The following is a 14,444-nucleotide window of genomic DNA, read 5'->3' as shown; positions in this document are numbered from 1 at the left end:
CGGTGCCGGAGCTGGTGGCGGAAGCGGAGCCAAAGCCTGCCCTGGCCAACCCGGCGCAGTGCGAACTGGACCCGGCGATTGCCGGCCGCCTGAAGCGCAATGCGGACGGGCTGGTGCCGGCCGTCGTGCAGTCGGAAGACGGCGAGGTGTTGATGCTGGCCTGGATGGACGACCACGCGCTGGCTTTCACCCTGGCCACCCGCCAGGGCACGTATTTCTCCCGATCGCGACAGGAATACTGGGTCAAGGGTAAGACCTCCGGCCATACCCAGGAGGTTTTAGGCGTCAAGCTCGACTGCGACGGCGACACCCTCCTGGTGACCGTCCGGCAAAAAGGCGGGGCCTGCCACACCGGCGATCGCAGTTGCTTCGACGCCGATGTACTACTCTAGGATCCCTGAATAACCGCAGGAAGGGAGTAGACGTGGGAAAGCGAATTGGCCCGCTGCTCATGGCCCTCGGCGCGATTGGGCTGTGGGGCTCGTCGCGCATGAATTGGGTCCAGGCCTCCGCTGAGGACGACAAGTCCGGCGGGCAGGTCGTGGACATCCTGGGCTCGCACTGGTCGGTCGAGCTCATGGCCGTCATGCTGTTGCTGCTGGCCGGCACGCTGGCCGGGCTGGTGTTGCGGCGGCTGTCCCGCCGGGTGGTGGCCATCGTCTGCGCGGTGGCGGCGGCCGCGGTGGCCTGGCGGCCACTACAGCTGCTGACCGCCGGCCCGGACGTCCAGCGCGCCCAAGATATTTTGCAGGCCGGCCAGAACAACGATCTCTCGGTGGACGTGACCTCCATTTCGGACTGGGCCGTCATCACGGAAGCCTCGGCGCACACCGCCGGGCCCGTCCTAGCGCTTGTCTCCGCGGCCGTCGCGCTTTTCGGCGCGGTGCTGTTGGCCACCCGCCCGGGCGAGGACACCGCCCGCTCCAACAAATACGAAACCCCCGCCATGCGGCAGGAGAAGCTGGCCCAGGATCTGCAGAAGTCCCCGGACAGCGGCCGGGTGCTATGGGACGCGTTGGACGCCGACATTGACCCCACCGATTTAGACAACCAACGTGGGCGTTTAACCTAAAGTTTGCCTATCGGGGGTACCTCTGGATTTCCGCTGGGCACGCTTGAAGGGATAGCCTTAGGTGAGACTGCGCATGTGATCCTTGTCGCTTACTTCGAGGAGGTGCCCCGGTGCCCACCCCTATTGCCGTTGACCGTTTAGTCACCGGCGTCCTCGAAGACGTAGCCGCGCGCGAAGCGAAGGTCTCTTTTCAAGACATCAAGGCGAAATCCCGCTCGATGGAACCGCCCCGGGACGCCAAGGCGGCGCTTCTGAGCAACGGCTGTTCCGTGATCACCGAATTCAAACGGGCGGTGCCGTACCTGGGCGAAATCGCGCGCCTAGACAACCCGGAGCGGATGGCGCGGCTGGCCCGGGACTTCGAAGAAGCCGGCGTGGTGATGATGGCCTGCCAGACCGACCGGCGCCGCTTCCACGGCTCGCTGGACGATATGCGGCTCATCCGGGCGGCCACCGAGGTGCCGATGATCTGCCGGGACATCATCGTCGACCCGTACCAGATCCACGAGGCCCGCTGCTTCGGCGCGGACGTCGTGCCGCTGCAGGTCGCCCTCTTGCAACAGGCGCGCCTGGAGGCCCTGCTGGACCGGATCGAGTCGCTCGGCATGGTCGCTCTGCTGGAAATCCGCAGCAGCCAGGACGCGGACCGGGCCATGCAGGCCGGCGGGACCGTGGTGGGCATCAACGCGTGGTCGCTGTCCTCGGACGCCATCGACCGCGGGGCCTTTGCCGAGATCGTGCCCGGCCTACCCGAATCCCTGCTGCGGATCGCCGTCGGCGGGGTGGAAAACCCCCGCAACTTGCTTGGATATGCCTCGCAGGGCGCCGATGCCGTGTTGGTGGGCGAGTCGGTGATGACCGCCCAGGAGCCCACCGCCCTGGCCCGCAGCCTGGTGGCCGCCGGCAAGCACCCGGCGTGCCCGTCGCGCAAGACCCCCTGATCTCGCATTCGGGTGGGCTTTGGGGCACACTGTGTACGTGCAGATTATGAACTTGGCCAATATCCCGTCCCCGCCGCAGGGCGTGTGGCACGTGGGCCCGATTCCTATCCGCGCCTACGCGCTGTGCATCGTCGCCGGCATCCTGGTGGCCATGTGGATGACCCTGCGCCGTTACCGCGCGATGGGCGGGAACCCGGACACCGTCTGGGACGCCGCCATCGTGGTCATCCCCGCCGGCATCATCGGCGGGCGCCTCTACCACGTCATCACGGACTACGACAAGTACTTTTGTGCCGAGTGCAACCCGGTCGATGCGCTGAAGATCACCAACGGCGGCCTGGGGATCTGGGGCGCGGTGGCGCTCGCGACGGTGGCGCTGTGGGTGATGTTCAAGGTCAAGGGCATCCCGCTGGGGCCTTTTGCGGACGCGGTGGCGCCGGGGCTGGTGCTGGCCCAGGGCATCGGACGCCTGGGCAACTGGTTCAACCAGGAGCTCTACGGGGCGGAAACTGACCTCCCGTGGGCCCTGGACATTTACTACCGCGTCGACGAGGCCGGCCGGGTAGCGCCGGTCAGCGGCACCTCCACGGGTGAGGTCATCGCCTCGGTCCACCCGACCTTCCTCTACGAGCTGCTGTGGAACGTCGCCGTGTGCCTGTTCCTGCTTTGGGCGCATCGCGCCTGGAAGCTGGGGCACGGGCGGGTCTTCGTCCTCTACGTCATGGGCTATACCTACGGCCGCTTCTTCATCGAGCAGATGCGCACGGACGAGGCCACGCTGATTTTCGACGTGCGCGTCAACGTGCTGGTTTCCGTGGTGGTCTTCGTGGCGGCCTGCATCGTGTTCTTCCGTCTGCCGCGCGGGCAGGAGTCCGCGGACGAGGTGGATCCGAAGTTTGCCGCGGCGGCGAGGGAGCGCTCCGAACCCTAATGTGGGAATCTGTGGGAGTGTTTCCGTTTTTGCAGTGGCAACCGCTGCGGGGGCGGGGTACGTTGGGAATGGTTAGGCAGTCACCATTACAGGAGTAGGCACAGATAGATGTTGGATAGAAGAACCAAAATCGTATGCACGCTCGGCCCCGCGGTCGCGAGCGAAGACGCTATTCACCGCTTGGTTGAAGATGGCATGGACGTTGCCCGTCTCAACATGTCCCACGGCGACCACGCCGATCACGAGCAGAACTACCGCTGGGTGCGCGAAGCCACGGATAAGACCGGCCGCGCCGTCGGCATCCTGGCCGATCTCCAGGGCCCGAAGATCCGCCTCGGCCGCTTTAAGGAGACCGAGACCTACTGGGAGACCGGCGAGGTAGTCCGGATTACCATCGACGACGTCGAGGGCACCCACGACCGCGTGTCCACCACCTACAAGGGCCTGGCTAACGATGCCCAGCCCGGCGACCGCCTGCTCGTCGACGACGGCAAGGTAGCCCTGGTCTGTAAGGAAGTCGATGGCAACGACGTCGTCTGCGAGGTCACCGAGGGCGGCCCGGTCTCCAACAACAAGGGCGTGTCCCTGCCGGGCATGGACATCTCCGTGCCGGCGCTGTCCGAAAAGGACATCGAGGACCTGCGCTTCGCCCTGCGCCTGGGCGTGGACTTCATCGCCCTGTCCTTCGTGCGTTCGCCCGCGGACGTGGACCTGGTCCACGAGGTGATGGACGAGGAGGGCCGCCGCCTGCCGGTCATCGCCAAGCTGGAGAAGCCGGAGGCTGTAGACGCGCTCGAGTCCATCGTCCTGGCCTTCGATGCCATCATGGTCGCCCGCGGCGACCTGGGCGTCGAAGTGCCGCTGGAGCAGGTCCCGCTGGTCCAGAAGCGCGCGGTCCAGATCGCCCGCGAGAACGCGAAGCCGGTCATCGTGGCCACCCAGATGCTGGATTCCATGATCGAAAACTCCCGCCCGACCCGCGCGGAGGCCTCCGACGTGGCCAACGCCGTGCTGGACGGCGCGGACGCGGTGATGCTCTCCGGCGAGACCTCCGTCGGTGTCGACCCGCACAACGTGGTGCGCACCATGGCCCGGATCGTCTCCCGCGCGGAGACCGACGGCCGCGTGCCGCCGCTGGCGCACGTCCCGCGCACCAAGCGCGGCGTGATTTCCTATTCCGCCCGCGATATCGCCGAGCGCCTCAACGCCAAGGCAATCGTGGCGTTTACCACCTCCGGTGACACCGCCCGCCGCGTGGCCCGCCTGCACTCGCAGCTGCCCCTGCTGGTGTTTACCCCGAACCAGGCGGTGCGCTCCCAGCTGGCGCTGACCTGGGGCGCGCAGACCTTCCTGAGCCCGCAGGTCGGCTCGACCGATGAGATGATGCAGGCCCTGGACGAGGCCCTGCTGTCCATGGACGCTTACGACGAGAACGACCTGATGGTCGTCGTCGCCGGTACCCCTCCGGGAATCTCCGGCAACACCAACATGATCCAGTGCCATCTGCTGGGAGAGACCCGCTCCTAGGACACTGTGATTTAAGGCTCAAGCGTCCGGCACCTGAACTGGTGCCGGGCGCTTGAGCGTGTCCAAGCCCGCTAGTCGATGGGCAGGGAGTCGAGGTGCCAGACCTCGGTGGCGTAGTCGTGGATGGTGCGGTCGGCGGAGAAGCGGCCCGAGTAGCAGATGTTGAGCCAGCACTTGTGAGCCCAGCCGCGCGGGTCGTCGGCGTAGTCGGCGGCCGCCTGGTCGCGCTTGTCGCGGTAGTCGGCGAAATCGCCCAGGACGTAGTAGGTATCGGCGGCGGAGGTGCCGTAGCCGTCGGTCAGGCTGAAGCGCAGGTCGTCGAAGTTGCGGTCCAGCGTGCCGTTGGTCAGGGCATCGAGGGCGCGGGCCAGGCCGGGCACCTCGCGGTAGAGCGAGCCCGGGTTATAGTTCTCGCGCAGGCCTGGCAGCTCGTCGTTGCGGGCGCCGAAGATATAGGCGTTCTCGCGGCCCACGGCGTCGACGATTTCGACGTTCGCGCCGTCGAGGGTGCCGAGAGTCAGCGCGCCGTTCATCATGAACTTCATGTTGGAGGTGCCGGAGGCCTCCTTGCCGGCGACGGAGATCTGCTCGGAGACGTCGGCAGCCGGGATGATGTGCTCGGCGGGGGAGACGTTGTAGTTTTCCACGAAGACCACGCGGATGATGTCCTGGGTGGCCGGGTCGTTGTTGACTAGGTCGGCCACGGAGTTGATGAGCTTGATGATCTCCTTGGCGCGCACGTACCCGGGCGCGGCCTTCGCGCCGAAGATGAAGGTGCGCGGGGTTGGCTCTTCGCCGTCCTGGGTGATGCGGAAGTACAGGTCCAGGATGTAGAGCGCGTTGAGCAGCTGCCGCTTGTACTCGTGCAGGCGCTTGATCTGCACGTCGAAGAGGGAATCCGGGTCGACCTCGGCGCCCTGGTGGCGGTGAATCCACTCGGCGAAGTCGCGCTTGTTGGCCGCCTTGACCTCCCACAGCTCGTCCAGCAGCGCGGCGCCTTCGGGGCCGTCGGCGAGCCCGGCGAGGCCGGCGAGCTCGTCCAGGTTGGTCACCCAGCTGTCCGAGCCGCTGGCCCGGGTGAGCAGGTCCGCCAGGCGTGGGTTGCACATTTTGAGCCAGCGGCGCGGGGTAACCCCGTTGGTCTTGTTGTTGAACTTCTCCGGGTACATCTCGTGCCACTCGCGCAGGGTGTCGGCCTTGATGATCTCGGTGTGCAGGGCCGCCACGCCGTTGATGGAGTAGGAGGCGTAGCAGGCGATCCAGGCCATGCGGACCTGGCCTTCTGCCACCGGGGCCAGGTAGTCGATGGTGCCCTGGTCCAGGCCGCGCTGGGCCATGTCCTCGCGGAAGCGGCGGTCGATCTCTTCGACCAGTTCCCAGATGCGCCAGAACAGGCGCTGGAAGATGGAGACCTCCCACTTTTCCATGGCCTCGGCCAGGACGGTGTGGTTGGTGTAGGCGAAGGTCTCGGTGACCACCTTCCAGGCATCGTCCCAGCTCATCTGGTGCTCGTCGAGCAGGATGCGCAGCAGCTCCGGGATGGCCAGCACCGGGTGGGTGTCGTTGAGCTGGATGCAGTTGTACTGGGCGAAGCCGCGCAGGTCCTCGCCGTGGTGCTCGAGGTAGTTGTCCACCATCTCCTGCAGGGAGGCGGAGACGAAGAAGTACTGCTGGCGCACGCGCAGGACCTTGCCCTCGTAGGTCGTGTCGTTGGGGTAGAGCACGCGGCAGATGTCCATGACGCGCTCGCGCTCGACGATGGCGTCGGTAAAGCGCTGGGAGTTGAAGGCGTCGTAGTCGAAATCGTCGATGGGCTCCGACTTCCACAGGCGCAGGGTCCCGACGTTGCGGGTGCCGTATCCGGTGATCGGCAGATCGTAGGGGATGGCGCGCACGTCCATGTCGTCGAAGTGGATGCGGCGCTGCGTGCTGGCGCGGCGGACCAGGAAATCGTAGCCGTTTTCCATCCACGCGTCCGGTTTCTCGACCTGGTAGCCGTTGTCGAAGGTCTGCTTGAACAGGCCGTAGCGGTAGAGCAGCCCGTAGCCGGTCACCGGCAGGTTCTGGGTGACCGCGGAGTCCAGGAAGCAAGCGGCCAAACGCCCCAGGCCGCCGTTGCCCAGGGCTGCGTCGTGCTCCGCCTCCAGGACGTCGGCCAGCTCGCGGCCGGTGGACTGAACGTAAGCGTGGGCGTCATCGACCAGGCCCAGGTTGGTGAGGTTATTGAGGAGGGCCCGGCCCTGGAGGAACTCGGCGGAGAAGTAGTGCTGGCGGCGGGCCGGCGCGTAGGTGCGGCGGGTGGTTTCCCAGTCCGCGGCGATGTGGTCCATGACCGCGTTGGCGAGGCCGGCCCAGTACTTGCGGTTAGAGGCGGCGGGCGGGGTCACGCCGGCGGCGGCGCGGACGTGACCGGGGATTACAGAGGAAAAATCCGTGGGAGAGGCCATGGGCTAAACACCTTCGCGTCGAGGGGAGAGTGTAAAAACACTGCCTACTGTAACGGAAGGTAGCCCGGCCCGCCCGACTTCGCGCGGGGCGCCTTAGCGGCCCAGATAGGCAAGCACCGCGGTAAGACCCGCCTGGGTGGTAGCGGCCACGGTGGGGGCGTAGTCGGGCAGGAAGTTGGCCTGGTGGTTGACCGGTGGGCTATCCAGCTGCTCGGCCGGGGTGCAGCCGACGTGCCAGAAATAATAGGGCACGCCCCAGGCCTGCGGGAGATAGCAGAAGTCCTCGGAGGCGGTGCTGCCCGGGGAGGTGACGGACTGCTCGCCGAAGACGGCATCGAAGGCGGGGCGGAGGGCGGCATCGACGCCCGCGTCGTTGTCGGTGACCTCGCCGTGGGCGTAGTACTCGAAGGTCGGATCCTGGGGGCTGCCGGAGGCCCAGCACTCGGCGCGCACCATGCGCTCCAGGCTGGCGTAGACCCGCTCGGCTACCTGTGGGTCGTAGTAGCGGGTGTTGAGGACCAGCTCGGCGGACTCGGGGATGATGTTGTTCTTGTCGCCGGAGTGCAGCTCGCCGACGGAGATGACGAAGAACTCCTGCGGGGCGACCTCGCGGCCGACGATGCCCTGCAGCCGCACCACGATCATCGCTGCCAGGAAGGTCGGGTCGATGGAATTGTGCGGCATGGAGGCGTGGGCGGAGCGGCCGAAGACGCGGATGCGCAGGCTGTCGCAGCCGGCCATGATGGACCCGGGCGTGCTCTGGACCGTGCCGGCCGGCCCGGGCATGATGTGCTGGCCGAAGCAGACGTCCGGCTTGGGCACGCGGTCGGTCAGCCCGTCGGCCAGCATGTATTTCGCCCCCATGGAGGACTCCTCGGCCGGCTGGAACAGCGCCAGGAAGGTCCCGGCCCAGACGTCGCGCCGGGCGTCGAGGACCTCGCACACGCCCAGCAGGGCGGTGGCGTGCATGTCGTGGCCGCAGGCGTGCATGGCGCCGTTGGTGGACGCGTAGTCCGCGCCGGTGGCCTCCCGCACCGGCAGGGCGTCGAAGTCGGCGCGCATCAGGGCCGTGGGAGTGGTCTCGGTGGCGTCGTTGCGGAAGATGGCAACCATCCCAAAGCCGCCGATGCCGTCGACGACCTCGCAGTCCAGGTCGGCTAGCCGGGCGCGGATTTGGGCCGCGGTGCGTTCCTCCTCGTGGGAGAGCTCCGGGTGGCGGTGGAGATCCTGATAAAAATCCTCCTGCCAGGACAGGTCGACGCCGTGGTCGCGGACGAATTCCGGATTTTTTGTGGGGGAAGCCATAGATCTCACTGCGATAGTTTGGGTAGGGTTACCTGCATGCCACTTATTCAGTTCGATGTCCTCGTCCCTGACCACCAAGCTGAACGCGTGGAAGAGGTCTTCCGCGAAGCCCTGGATCGGCTCGTTGACAAGGGGCAGCTGGCCCAGGCGAGTGTAAAGCGTCATGATACTCCGCGCCTGGCGGAGGGGGTAGAAGAACAGCTGCGCCAGACCTACCGCGACGAGCACGAAGACCGCGACCTCGACAACGCCCAGGTCCGCCGCTACGCCCTGTCCGTCGAGGGTGCGACCGGGTCTATCAACCAGCTGGCCATGGTGCTCGCGCGTCTGCTTACCCCGCACGCCGCGCTGCCCAAGGACCACGTCCTACTCGAGGACGAGACCGCCCACGAGCGCCCGGCCATCTTCCCGTGGACCGTGGATATCCAGCGCTAAGCCCCTAGCTCTTCCTGGATCTGACGGGCCAGAGCCTGGCCGGCCGCGCGCAGGCGTTCGGGCATCTCGCCTTCCGCCGGCAGCGCGGCGTGAAAGCCGCCGGCGGGCAGCTCGGCATCGTCAGCGAACTGGCCGGCCGCGATGGCCACGCGCGGCGGGGTGGGGGAGGCTGCCGCGCGGTCGGCGACGGTGCCCACGACCTTGCCGGTCAGCGACTGGGCGTCGAAGCGCCCCTCGCCGGTGACCACGACGTCCGCCTCGGCCAGGTGCCGGTCGAGGTCGAGCGCGTCGGCGACGTACTCGGCGCCGCTGAGCACGCGCACGTGCTCGTCGTTGCCCCACAGGATGCGCGACATCCAGCTAAGGCCTACCGGGATCGCCCCGGCCGCGCCGAAATACTCGGCGGCGGGGCCCTGTTCGGTGAACTCGCACAGGCGCAGCAGCGCGCCGGTCAGTAGGGCGACCTGCTCGCGGTCCGCACCCTTCTGCGGGCCGTACATCGCCGGCGCCTCCCTAGGGGTGCAGCGAGTATCCGCCAGCAGGGTGTAGTCCAGCATTCCGGCCTTGTAGTTCAGCTGTGCCGTGTCGATATCGTCCAGGCGCACCAGCTCGGCCGGCCCCTGAGCCAGGGCAAGGCCGCGGGCGTCGTGGGGCGCGGCGCCGAGTGCGCACAGGATGCCGATGCCGCCGTCGACGGTCGCGCTGCCGCCCAGGCCCAGTACGATGGACTTGGCGCCGCGAGTCTCGGCGTCGGCGATGAGGGCGCCGGTGCCGAAGGAATCCGCGCGGAGGGGATCCGGGCTATCGGCGACCATGGGCAGGCCGGTGGCGGCGGCGACGTCGATATAGGCGGTGGCGGTTTCCGGGTCGAGGTAGTACTCGGCCTCCGTGAGGCGGCCCAGCGCGTCGACCGAGGGGATGCGCACGCGATCCAGCTGCCGGCCCGCCAGGCTGGCCGCCGTGGCGAGCGTGTGTGCGGTGCCTTCGCCGCCGTCGGCTAGGGGGCAGGTCACCACCGTGGCCTCGGGCAGCTCCTGGCGGATGCCGGAGGCCAGGCCGGCGGCGGCCAGGCTCGAGCTAGCAGTACCTTTGAATGAGTCTGGGGCGACGACGATATGCATGGGCGCAATTATAGGGCACGCTTTTTCTTCCACCCGCGGCCAGCCGGTGGGAAGCGGGGTGGTCCACCCCTTAATATCGGTACTATGACAGAAAATATATCTCGCAAAACCGCAGCTAAGGAGGGGTGAGCCATTTTCAGCTCCCAAGAAGTAGTTGCGAAAGTGGCCTCGTCCAAGGAAACTGTCACTAAACAGGCCCCGCGAAAACCGGGGACTGGTCGAAGCCAATTAGTTACTACCGAGCAGGAGAAGACGTGTCCGTAGACCTCCAGATTTCCGATTACTACAACAAGCTGCTGAAGAGGAACGCGGGCGAGCCGGAATTCCACCAGGCGCTCTCCGAGGTCCTGGACTCGCTGAAAATCGTCCTGGAAAAGGATCCCCACTACGCGGATTACGGCCTGGTCGAGCGGCTCTGCGAGCCGGAGCGCCAGCTGATCTTCCGCGTGCCGTGGACCGACGCCGACGGTAAAATCTGCGTCAACCGCGGTTTCCGTGTGCAGTTCAACTCGGCGTTGGGCCCGTACAAAGGCGGCCTGCGCTTCCACCCGTCGGTCAACCTGGGCATCATAAAGTTCCTGGGCTTCGAGCAGATCTTCAAAAACTCCCTGACCGGCCTGCCCATCGGCGGCGCCAAGGGCGGCTCGGACTTCGACCCGAAGGGCAAATCCGACCAGGAAATCATGCGTTTTTGCCAGTCCTTCATGACGGAGCTGCACCGCCACATCGGCGAGTACCGCGACGTGCCGGCCGGCGACATCGGGGTCGGTGGCCGCGAGATCGGCTACCTCTTCGGCCAGTACCGCCGCCTGTCTAACCAGCACGAGTCCGGCGTCCTGACCGGCAAGGGGCTTAGCTGGGGCGGCTCCCTGGTGCGCACCGAGGCCACCGGCTACGGCACCGTCTACATCACCGAGCAGATGCTCCAGTCCCATGGCGAGGAGCTCTCCGGTGCCCGCGTGATCGTCTCCGGCAGTGGCAACGTGGCCATCTACGCCGCCGCCAAGGTCCAGGAGCTCGGCGCGACCGTAGTCGCGATGTCGGACTCCGCCGGTTACGTCACCACCCCGGTCGGCGTGGACATCGAGCTGCTCAAGGACGTCAAGGAAAACCGCCGCGAGCGCATCTCTGCCTACGCCGCGGAAGCCGGCGGCAACGTCGAATACCACGAGGGCGCGGGCATCTGGTCCGTGGCCGCCGATGTGGCTCTGCCGTGCGCGACCCAGAACGAGCTGGACGGCGACGATGCCCGTCAGCTCATCGACAACGGCGTGAAGTACGTGGCTGAGGGTGCGAACATGCCGTGTACCCCGGAGGCCGTCCACGCCTTCCAAGACTCCCACGTCAACTTCGTGCCGGGCAAGGCCGCCAACGCCGGCGGCGTGGCCACCTCCGCGCTGGAGATGCAGCAAAACGCCTCCCGCGACTCCTGGTCCTTCGACTACACCGATGACCGCCTGCGCCAGATCATGTCGAATATCTTCACCAACATCGACAAGACCGCGGCGGAATACGACCGGGAGGGCGACTACGTCGCGGGCGCGAACATCGCCGGCTTCAAGAAGGTCGCCGACGCCATGCTCGCCCAGGGCGTTATCTAAAACCGGCGCGGCCGGCCCGGACGTCTCCCGCATTTTTTCGGGGAGGCGCCCGGGTTTTTCCGTGCGCACTGCGGGTGCCCGCAGGGGAGGGGAATAGTCTCAAGTGAAACTTGAGATTTTCCGGGCTTTTCCAGTGTGGGAAGCCGCCGTAGCTGGTTGTGCTGGCTAGGCTGGACATCATGTACCGCGTATTCGAAAGCCTTGATGAACTAGTACAGAATCTGGAGCAAGCCCGGGGCGTTCCCATGACCTTGAATTGCATGGTTCCCCGCAACGAGATGCTCGCCCTGCTCGACGATCTGCGTAACGCCCTGCCTGTCGAGATCGACGACGCGCAGGACGTCCTGGACAAGCAGGACGAGATTATCCGCGGCGCGGAGGAACGCGCCGAGCACACCGTGGCGGACGCCAACGCGCAGGCCGACGACATCATCGCCCGCGCCCAGGCGGATTCCGAGTCCATGGTCGCCGACGCCCAGGCGCACGCCGCCGGCCTGGTCGAGCGCGCGCAGAACGAGGCCGATTCCACCGTGGAAAAGGCCCGCGCCGACGCCGAGCGCGCCGTCGTTCAGGGGCAGGAGTCCTACGAACGCGCAGTCGCTGCCGGCCAGGAAGAGCAGGACCGCTTGGTCTCCGAGTCGGAGGTGGTGCGCCGGGCGAACGAGGAAGCCCACCGGATCGTGGACAGTGCCCACTCCGAGTCCCACCGCCTGCGCACCGAGTGCGACGAGTTCGTGGATGGCAAGCTCGGCGAGTTCGAGGAGACCCTCAACTCCGTGCTGCGCACCATCTCCTCGGATCGCTCCGCCCTGCGTCGCGGCGCCGGCGCCGCGGGCTGGGCCGGCGGCAGCGATTATTCCCGCGGCTACAGCGGCTACGGCCAGGACTCCTACGACGCCGGTTACGACAACCGCGGCTAGCTCGAACCTCTAGCGTCAGCGCGAGCGCCCGCTGGAGGGGCAGCGGGCGCTGGGGCAGAGGCGGGCGCGGTAGCTAGAAATACGCCGGTGCGCGCTGGGTGCTGGTGGGCTCGACGGGCGCGGACTTGATATTGAGGAAGGCCGCGATCAGGGCGAAGATGAGCCCGGGCAGCGCGCACAGCGGCCACAGCAAGAGGAAGGACGTCAGCAGATCCCCTTCCCCGCCGCTGGTCACGTGGCTGGTGAAGAGACCGTAGGAAAAGACGGCGGCGTGGACCAGCCCGATCCCGGTGGTCAGAGCGCCGACCGAACAAAACGCGGCACTGAGGGGTTCCTTCGCGCTCCAAGTCAGCTGGGCGGCGCAGACCGCCATGCAGGCCGCGCCCAGCATGACGGTGATTTCGAAGGGGACCGGTACAAACAGCAGGACGCCGACGAGCATGCCGGTCAGCAGCGCGCTGAGGCAGACGCGGCGCAGGCGGGAGCCGGTGGAACCGTTCAGCCCGGCCGGGTGCGGGCCGCGCAGCCGGCGGACGAGGCAGCCCACCACGCCCAGGCAGACTGTCGGGGCGACGACCGCGAGGGGGAAAGACCACGCCACCTCGCGCAGGCCCGCCAACATGGATATGTTCATGGTCTCCCAGTCTAGGTAGCCTGCCGGCGCTGTTAAAGGGAAAATCGGCCTACCCAACGCATTATGACCGCGTGCCCAGGGGGCTGACAGATTAGCCGGGAAAGTCGTCAGCCGGCTGTGGGTCTGGGCTGCGCGCCGCGGTGTTGACCGGCGGGGTAGGATATCCGGTGATATGACTTCACCACTGAAATTTAACGTTGCTTCGCTGCTGGGCGCGTCCGCCGACGGTCTGCCCGCCCAGCGCAGCCAGACTGGTCCCGCCCCTGCGCGCATCGGCGGCGAAATGCTTGCCGTCCCGGAGGGCGAGGAGCTCACCGTGGACGCGACCCTGACCCCGCTGGGCGGGGGCGTGCTTGTCGATGCCGACGTGCGCGGCCTCCTGCACGGCGAGTGCTCCCGGTGCCTACGCCCCCTGAACCCGCCGCTGGACATCCACGTCAGCCAGGTCTTCGCCGCCGACGACGATTTCATCACCGGCGATCCGGAATCCGAAGAGGAACAGGGCTCCGGCGACGAGATCGGCCAGGTCGAAGGCGACGAGGTGGATCTGCTGCAGCCGGTTATCGACGAGGTCGGCTTGAGCCTGCCTTTCGCCCCAGTCTGCGAGAACGGCTGCGATATCCAGACGCCGAAGGGCGTGACCACCGGGGTGTCCGGCGAGAAGGACTCGGACGACGAGAAGGTGGATCCGCGGTGGGCCGGTCTGGAGAAGTTCCTATGAGCAAGAAAGCAAAGCTAGATCCGCTGGCCGCCTGGGCTGCCGCCTACGAGGCAGTCGATCACACCCCGCTGCGTGAGAAGCTACAGGTCAACCTGGATGACGAGCACCTGCGCTTGGCGCTGACGCACCGCTCGTTTGCCAACGAGAACGGCCACCTGCCCAACAACGAGCGCCTGGAGTTTTTGGGCGACGCCGTGCTGGGCCTGTCCGTGGCCGCGCAGCTCTACGAGCAGTATCCGTCCCGTCCGGAATCCGACATCTCCAAGATGCGCGCCTCCATCGTCTCGCGCTACGGCCTGGCTGACATCGCCCGCGAGATCGGGTTGGGCTCCTATATCCTGCTGGGCAAGGGGGAGCAGTCCTCCGGCGGGGCCAACAAGGAGTCGATCCTGGCCGATACCACCGAGGCGTTGCTGGGCGCCGTCTACCGCCAGTTCGGCTTCGCGACCGCCCGCCGGGTAGTGCTGTGCCTGTTCCAGCACAAGATTGACACCGCCACCGTCGCCGGCCGGCACCTGGACTGGAAGACCACCCTGCAGGAGCTGTGCGCCGAGCTGCACGCGCCGATGCCCGTCTACGAGGCCAGCTCCACCGGCCCGGAGCACGATCAGACCTTCACCGCGGTCGCCCTAGTCAACGGCCAGGAGTTTGGCCGCGGGGTGGGGCATAACAAGAAGCTGGCGGAGCAACAGGCCGCCCACCTGGCTTGCGACAAGCTGCGCGAGTCCCCGCGGCTGGTCGCCGGCACCGCGCGCTCGGACGCGGGGTCGGATTAATACCGCGGACCCG

The 14,444-nt window shown here is 66.9% G+C and carries 14 protein-coding genes; 10 read left to right on the top strand and 4 right to left on the bottom strand.

From position 1 onward, the window contains the following. Positions 1 to 2 precede the first annotated feature (2 nt). The 5 genes from hisI to pyk all read left to right on the top strand — a co-directional run bounded on the left by hisI (position 3) and on the right by pyk (position 4,471). On the top strand, positions 3 to 392 hold the full coding sequence (gene hisI, locus CCONF_RS07635; RefSeq protein ID WP_290226344.1) for a phosphoribosyl-AMP cyclohydrolase: 390 nt from the start codon (positions 3 to 5) through the stop codon (positions 390 to 392). Between the two features lie 32 nt (positions 393 to 424). Further along, complete coding sequence (locus CCONF_RS07630; protein ID WP_290222354.1) at positions 425 to 1,072, top strand: TIGR02234 family membrane protein; 648 nt, start codon at positions 425 to 427, stop codon at positions 1,070 to 1,072. Between the two features lie 110 nt (positions 1,073 to 1,182). After that, on the top strand, positions 1,183 to 2,013 hold the full coding sequence (locus CCONF_RS07625; protein ID WP_290222352.1) for an indole-3-glycerol phosphate synthase TrpC: 831 nt from the start codon (positions 1,183 to 1,185) through the stop codon (positions 2,011 to 2,013). 37 nt (positions 2,014 to 2,050) lie between these two features. After that, the gene (lgt, locus tag CCONF_RS07620; protein ID WP_290222350.1) at positions 2,051 to 2,944 is read left to right on the top strand and encodes a prolipoprotein diacylglyceryl transferase; all 894 of its coding nucleotides are present in this window, start codon (positions 2,051 to 2,053) and stop codon (positions 2,942 to 2,944) included. A 108-nt stretch (positions 2,945 to 3,052) separates the two neighbouring features. After that, complete coding sequence (gene pyk / locus CCONF_RS07615; protein WP_290222348.1) at positions 3,053 to 4,471, top strand: pyruvate kinase; 1,419 nt, start codon at positions 3,053 to 3,055, stop codon at positions 4,469 to 4,471. Between the two features lie 71 nt (positions 4,472 to 4,542). Here the strand turns inward: pyk and CCONF_RS07610 are convergent, their stop codons facing one another. Together CCONF_RS07610 and CCONF_RS07605 are read right to left on the bottom strand one after the other, a co-directional pair. Continuing rightward, on the bottom strand, positions 4,543 to 6,918 hold the full coding sequence (locus CCONF_RS07610) for a glycogen/starch/alpha-glucan phosphorylase (protein WP_290222346.1): 2,376 nt from the start codon (positions 6,916 to 6,918) through the stop codon (positions 4,543 to 4,545). Between the two features lie 93 nt (positions 6,919 to 7,011). Further along, the gene (locus CCONF_RS07605; protein WP_290222343.1) at positions 7,012 to 8,223 is read right to left on the bottom strand and encodes an amidohydrolase; all 1,212 of its coding nucleotides are present in this window, start codon (positions 8,221 to 8,223) and stop codon (positions 7,012 to 7,014) included. A gap of 36 nt (positions 8,224 to 8,259) precedes the next feature. Between CCONF_RS07605 and CCONF_RS07600 the strand changes: the two genes are divergently transcribed. Next, the gene (locus CCONF_RS07600) at positions 8,260 to 8,658 is read left to right on the top strand and encodes a hypothetical protein (RefSeq protein WP_290222340.1); all 399 of its coding nucleotides are present in this window, start codon (positions 8,260 to 8,262) and stop codon (positions 8,656 to 8,658) included. Here the strand turns inward: CCONF_RS07600 and CCONF_RS07595 are convergent. Continuing rightward, on the bottom strand, positions 8,655 to 9,779 hold the full coding sequence (locus tag CCONF_RS07595) for a glycerate kinase (RefSeq protein WP_290222338.1): 1,125 nt from the start codon (positions 9,777 to 9,779) through the stop codon (positions 8,655 to 8,657). The two genes, CCONF_RS07600 and CCONF_RS07595, sit on opposite strands and share 4 nt — an antisense overlap. Positions 9,780 to 10,033: 254 nt before the next feature. Here CCONF_RS07595 and gdhA point away from each other — a divergent pair, with 254 nt between their 5' ends. Together gdhA and CCONF_RS07585 are read left to right on the top strand one after the other, a co-directional pair. Beyond that, positions 10,034 to 11,380, top strand: a complete 1,347-nt coding sequence (gdhA, locus tag CCONF_RS07590; protein ID WP_290222337.1) for an NADP-specific glutamate dehydrogenase — start codon at positions 10,034 to 10,036, stop codon at positions 11,378 to 11,380. A gap of 179 nt (positions 11,381 to 11,559) precedes the next feature. Beyond that, entirely contained in the window at positions 11,560 to 12,300 is a 741-nt protein-coding gene (locus tag CCONF_RS07585; protein WP_290222335.1) for a DivIVA domain-containing protein, read from the top strand. Between the two features lie 73 nt (positions 12,301 to 12,373). Here the strand turns inward: CCONF_RS07585 and CCONF_RS07580 are convergent, their stop codons facing one another. Continuing rightward, the gene (locus CCONF_RS07580; protein ID WP_290222332.1) at positions 12,374 to 12,934 is read right to left on the bottom strand and encodes a hypothetical protein; all 561 of its coding nucleotides are present in this window, start codon (positions 12,932 to 12,934) and stop codon (positions 12,374 to 12,376) included. A 172-nt stretch (positions 12,935 to 13,106) separates the two neighbouring features. On the opposite strand from CCONF_RS07580, the gene CCONF_RS07575 reads away from it, so the two are divergent. Further along, positions 13,107 to 13,655 (top strand): YceD family protein, encoded by a 549-nt coding sequence (locus CCONF_RS07575; protein ID WP_290222330.1) that lies wholly within the window; start codon positions 13,107 to 13,109, stop codon positions 13,653 to 13,655. Beyond that, a complete protein-coding gene (gene rnc, locus CCONF_RS07570; RefSeq protein WP_290222328.1) occupies positions 13,652 to 14,431 on the top strand; it encodes a ribonuclease III in 780 nt (259 codons plus the stop codon). The genes CCONF_RS07575 and rnc overlap by 4 nt, the downstream gene beginning before the upstream one ends. Positions 14,432 to 14,444 lie beyond the last annotated feature (13 nt).

It is taken from the genome of Corynebacterium confusum (assembly GCF_030408715.1).
Lineage (GTDB): Bacteria > Actinomycetota > Actinomycetes > Mycobacteriales > Mycobacteriaceae > Corynebacterium > Corynebacterium confusum.
This window is presented reverse-complemented; position numbering and strand designations above follow the sequence as displayed.

Coding starts and splice junctions, on each gene's coding strand:
- CCONF_RS07575 (WP_290222330.1), top strand. CDS start 13,107: ATGACTTCACCACTGAAATTTAACGTTGCTTCGCTGCTGGGCGCGTCC.
- CCONF_RS07580 (WP_290222332.1), bottom strand. CDS start 12,934: ATGAACATATCCATGTTGGCGGGCCTGCGCGAGGTGGCGTGGTCTTTC.
- CCONF_RS07610 (WP_290222346.1), bottom strand. CDS start 6,918: ATGGCCTCTCCCACGGATTTTTCCTCTGTAATCCCCGGTCACGTCCGC.
- pyk (WP_290222348.1), top strand. CDS start 3,053: ATGTTGGATAGAAGAACCAAAATCGTATGCACGCTCGGCCCCGCGGTC.
- CCONF_RS07600 (WP_290222340.1), top strand. CDS start 8,260: ATGCCACTTATTCAGTTCGATGTCCTCGTCCCTGACCACCAAGCTGAA.
- rnc (WP_290222328.1), top strand. CDS start 13,652: ATGAGCAAGAAAGCAAAGCTAGATCCGCTGGCCGCCTGGGCTGCCGCC.
- CCONF_RS07585 (WP_290222335.1), top strand. CDS start 11,560: ATGTACCGCGTATTCGAAAGCCTTGATGAACTAGTACAGAATCTGGAG.
- CCONF_RS07605 (WP_290222343.1), bottom strand. CDS start 8,223: ATGGCTTCCCCCACAAAAAATCCGGAATTCGTCCGCGACCACGGCGTC.
- CCONF_RS07595 (WP_290222338.1), bottom strand. CDS start 9,779: ATGCATATCGTCGTCGCCCCAGACTCATTCAAAGGTACTGCTAGCTCG.